Here is a 3768-nt window from a genome sequence, read left to right as displayed (position 1 = left end):
TCCTTCATGCCGGCCAGGTGCTGGATGGCGCCGGAAATGCCGATGGCGATGTAGAGCTGGGGCGCGACGACCTTGCCGGTCTGGCCGACTTGAAAGTCGTTGGGCACGAAGCCCGCATCCACCGCCGCCCGGGAGGCGCCCAGGGCGGCGCCCAGCTTGTCGGCCAGGGGTTCGAGCAGGGCCTTGAACTTGTCGCTGCTGCCCAGGCCCCGGCCGCCGGAAACGATCACCTTGGCGGCGCCCAGTTCGGGGCGGGCGGAAACCGTCAACTCCTGGCTGACCCGCCGGGTCTGACCCAGGTCGGCGGCGGCGGCCACGGCTTCGATGGCGGCGCTGCCACCACTGGCCACGGCTTCAAAAGCGGTGCTGCGCACGGTGATGACCTTCACCGTGTCGCTGCTCTGGACGGTGGCCAGGGCATTGCCCGCGTAGATGGGGCGCACGAAGGTATCGGCGGATTCGACGCCGGTGATTTCGGAAATCTGGGCCACGTCCAGCAAGGCCGCTACCCGGGGCATGAAGTTCTTGCCGGAGGTGGTGGCAGGAGCCAGGATGTGGGAATAGCCGGAGGCCAGGGATACCACCAGGGCCGCCACGTTTTCGGCGGTCTGATCGAGGTAATGCGGCGCATCGGCCAGCAGCACCTTGGCCACACCGGCACAGGTGGCAGCCTGCTGGGCCGCGGCAGTGGCGGCAGAGCCGGCCACCAGCAGATGAATATCGCCCCCATTCGCGCCACCAATCCTGGCAGCCGCCGCCAGAGTGTTGAGCGTCGCCGCCTTGAGGCTGGCGTGGTCGTGTTCGGCAATGACGAGGATAGCCATCAGATCACCTTCGCTTCGTTCTTCAGTTTATTCACCAGATCGGCCACATCGGCCACCTTGGTCCCACCTTGGCGCTTGGCTGGCTCGACCACCTTCAGGGTGGTCAGGCGCGGCGCCACATCCACGCCCAGCATGGCCGGGTTGGTCGTTTCCAGCGGCTTTTTCTTGGCCTTCATGATGTTGGGCAGGCTGGCGTAACGGGGTTCGTTGAGGCGCAGGTCGGTGGTCACCACAGCCGGCAGAAAGACTTCCAGGGTTTCCAGGCCGCCGTCGATTTCCCGGGTCACCGTGGCCTTGCCACCGGCAATCACCACTTTCGAGGCAAAGGCGGCCTGGGGCCAACCTTGCAGGGCGGCCAGCATCTGGCCGGTCTGGTTGGCATCGTCGTCGATGGCCTGCTTGCCGCAAATCACGAGTTGGGGCTGCTCCGTGGCACAGACGGCCTTGAGCAGCTTGGCCACGGCCAAGGGCTGCAATTCCACCTCGGTTTCCACCAGAATCGCCCGGTCGGCACCGATGGCCAGAGCCGTGCGCAGGGTTTCCTGGCAGGCACCCACGCCGCAACTGACCACCACCACTTCCGTGGCGATGCCGGCTTCCTTGAGGCGCACGGCTTCTTCCACGGCAATTTCGTCGAAGGGGTTCATGCTCATCTTGACGTTGGCCAGGTCCACTCCGGACTGGTCAGCCTTGACGCGCACCTTGACGTTGTAATCCACCACCCGTTTGACGGGAACCAATACTTTCATCTGTGATACTCCTGGAGTTCTCTATCGCCGCCCGCAGCGAGGCTGGGCACGTGTTGCCTGTCCGCTCATCGATGCTATTCAATGGCCAGCACGGACTTGGCGTGCTGGCGCAGGATGTATTTCTGGATCTTGCCCGTGGAGGTCTTGGGCAGGGCCCCGAAGACCACCGACTTGGGTACCTTGAAGCGGGCCAGGTGGGCCCGGCAGTGCTCGATGATATCCGCCTCGGTGGCGCGGGCCCCCTCTTTCAGCTCCACGAAGGCGCAGGGCACCTCACCCCATTTCTCGTCGGGCTTGGCCACCACGGCGGCCGCGATTACAGCCGGATGGCGATACAGCACATCCTCCACTTCCAGGGAGGAGATGTTCTCGCCACCGGAAATGATCACGTCCTTGGAGCGGTCCTTGATCTTGACATAGCCGTCGCTGTGCACCACCGCCAGGTCGCCGGTGTGGAACCAGCCGCCTTGAAAGGCTTCCTGGGTCGCCTTCTCGTTCTTCAGGTAGCCCTTCATGACCAGGTTGCCGCGGAACATGATCTCGCCCATGGTTTCGCCGTCCCAGGGCACCGGCTCCAGGCTCACCGGGTCGAGCACGGCGATGGACTCCTGCATGTGATAGGGCACGCCCTGACGACCGTTGCGAGCGGCTCGCAGTTCGATGGGCAGCTTGTCCCATTCCGGGTGCTTGGCGCAGACCGAAGCCGGACCATAGGTTTCCGTCAAGCCATAGACGTGGGTCAGGTTGACACCCAGGCGCTCCATGCCTTCGATGATGGCAGCCGGAGGCGCAGCTCCTGCCACCAGCGCATTCAGGGGATGATCGATGCTGCTGCGCAGTTCTTCCGGAGCGTTGATCATCATGCCCATGACGATCGGCGCGCTACAGAAATGGCTGACCTGGTGCTTCTTGATCAGATCAAAAATCGTCGCCGCATCCACCTTGCGCAGGCAGACATTGGTGCCCCCATTGGCTGCCATGGTCCAGGGAAAGCACCAGCCGTTGCAGTGGAACATGGGCAGGGTCCACAAATACACGGCGTGGGGCGGCATCCCCCAGGAAATGATGTTGGAGGCAGCGTTCAGGTAGGCGCCCCGATGGTGATAGACCACGCCCTTGGGGTTGCCGGTGGTGCCGGAGGTGTAATTGAGGGCGATGGCATCCCACTCGTCAGCCGGCAGGGACCACTCGAAATCCGGGTCGCCTTCCGCCAGGAAAGCCTCGTAGTCCTTCTCACCCAGGGACTTGCCACCTGTGAATTCCGGATCAAGCACGTCGATCACCAGGGGTTTTGGCCCCTCCAGCAATTCCAGGGCCCGTTCCAGCACCGGAGAAAATTCCGGATCAGTGATCAGCACCTTGGCTTCGCCGTGCTGCAGCATGAAGGCGATGGTCTCCGCATCCAGACGGGTGTTCAGGGTGTTCAGCACCGCGCCCAGCATCGGAATGCCGAAGTGGGCTTCATACATGGCGGAAATATTGGGCAGCATCACCGCCACGGTTTCATTGGCCTTGACGCCCCGGTTTTTCAGGGCCGAAGCCAGCTGGCGACAACGGGTATAGGTTTCCTTCCAGGTGAATTGACGCTCGCCCTGGATGACGGAAATACGATTGGGATAAATAAAGGCTGTCCGCTTGATGTAGCTGAGAGGGGACAGCGGTACGTAATTGGCTGCATTCCGGTCCAGACCGGTTGCATAGGGATTTTGCGCTTGCACATTGCCTCCTGATTATTATCGCCGCACCTGCGACCCGGATTACCTGGTAGTCCAAGTCTTGAGGTCAGTTCGTTGATCAGTTTCGCACAGCAGGCTTGCACCAAGTTCCTGCAAATGTACTCAATTGTGACAGGCGCATCTATGCGCCATTCGCATCCGCTCCTGACGCCCCATGCCCGCAGCACATGGGGATCAGGGCTTCAGCGACAGGATCGACGACAGGATCGACAAAAATGCGCTCGATCATGTAAGCCTGCAACAAAAGTGAATGAATTGGGATTATGTCTTGTAAATCCAGGAAGTAAACGGTTCAAACCCCCTGGACCGTTGGTTGGGTCAGGGGGTTTGAGGGGGATGGGGTGCCTGGCGGTGACCTACTTTCGCGAGCGGATTGCTCACTATCATTGGCGCGGTCCTGTTTCACGGTCCTGTTCGGGAAGGGAAGGGGTGGTTCCGGGACGCTATGGCCGCCAGGCG

3 protein-coding genes and 1 rRNA gene are annotated in these 3768 nt (G+C 61.9%); all 4 read right to left on the bottom strand.

What is annotated here, in order from left to right; translation table 11 throughout:
- Positions 1-824 (bottom strand): electron transfer flavoprotein subunit alpha/FixB family protein (locus WBH99_RS05530; protein WP_424219114.1); only part of this gene is annotated, 824 nt, incomplete at its 3' end.
- Positions 824-1573: an electron transfer flavoprotein subunit beta/FixA family protein gene (locus WBH99_RS05525; protein ID WP_424219113.1), complete on the bottom strand. Its 750-nt coding sequence runs from the start codon at positions 1571-1573 to the stop codon at positions 824-826. The genes WBH99_RS05530 and WBH99_RS05525, both read right to left, overlap by 1 nt.
- A gap of 74 nt (positions 1574-1647) precedes the next feature.
- On the bottom strand, positions 1648-3291 hold the full coding sequence (locus WBH99_RS05520) for an acyl-CoA synthetase (RefSeq protein ID WP_424219111.1): 1644 nt from the start codon (positions 3289-3291) through the stop codon (positions 1648-1650).
- A gap of 361 nt (positions 3292-3652) precedes the next feature.
- A 5S ribosomal RNA gene (gene rrf, locus WBH99_RS05515) occupies positions 3653-3766 on the bottom strand.
- Positions 3767-3768 lie beyond the last annotated feature (2 nt).

The organism is Azovibrio sp. (assembly GCF_049658005.1).
Taxonomy (GTDB): domain Bacteria; phylum Pseudomonadota; class Gammaproteobacteria; order Burkholderiales; family Rhodocyclaceae; genus Azovibrio.
This window is presented reverse-complemented; position numbering and strand designations above follow the sequence as displayed.

Bases quoted from the DNA above. Each gene is read 5' to 3' on its own strand.
- WBH99_RS05525 (WP_424219113.1), bottom strand. From the start codon at position 1,573: ATGAAAGTATTGGTTCCCGTCAAACGGGTGGTGGATTACAACGTCAAG.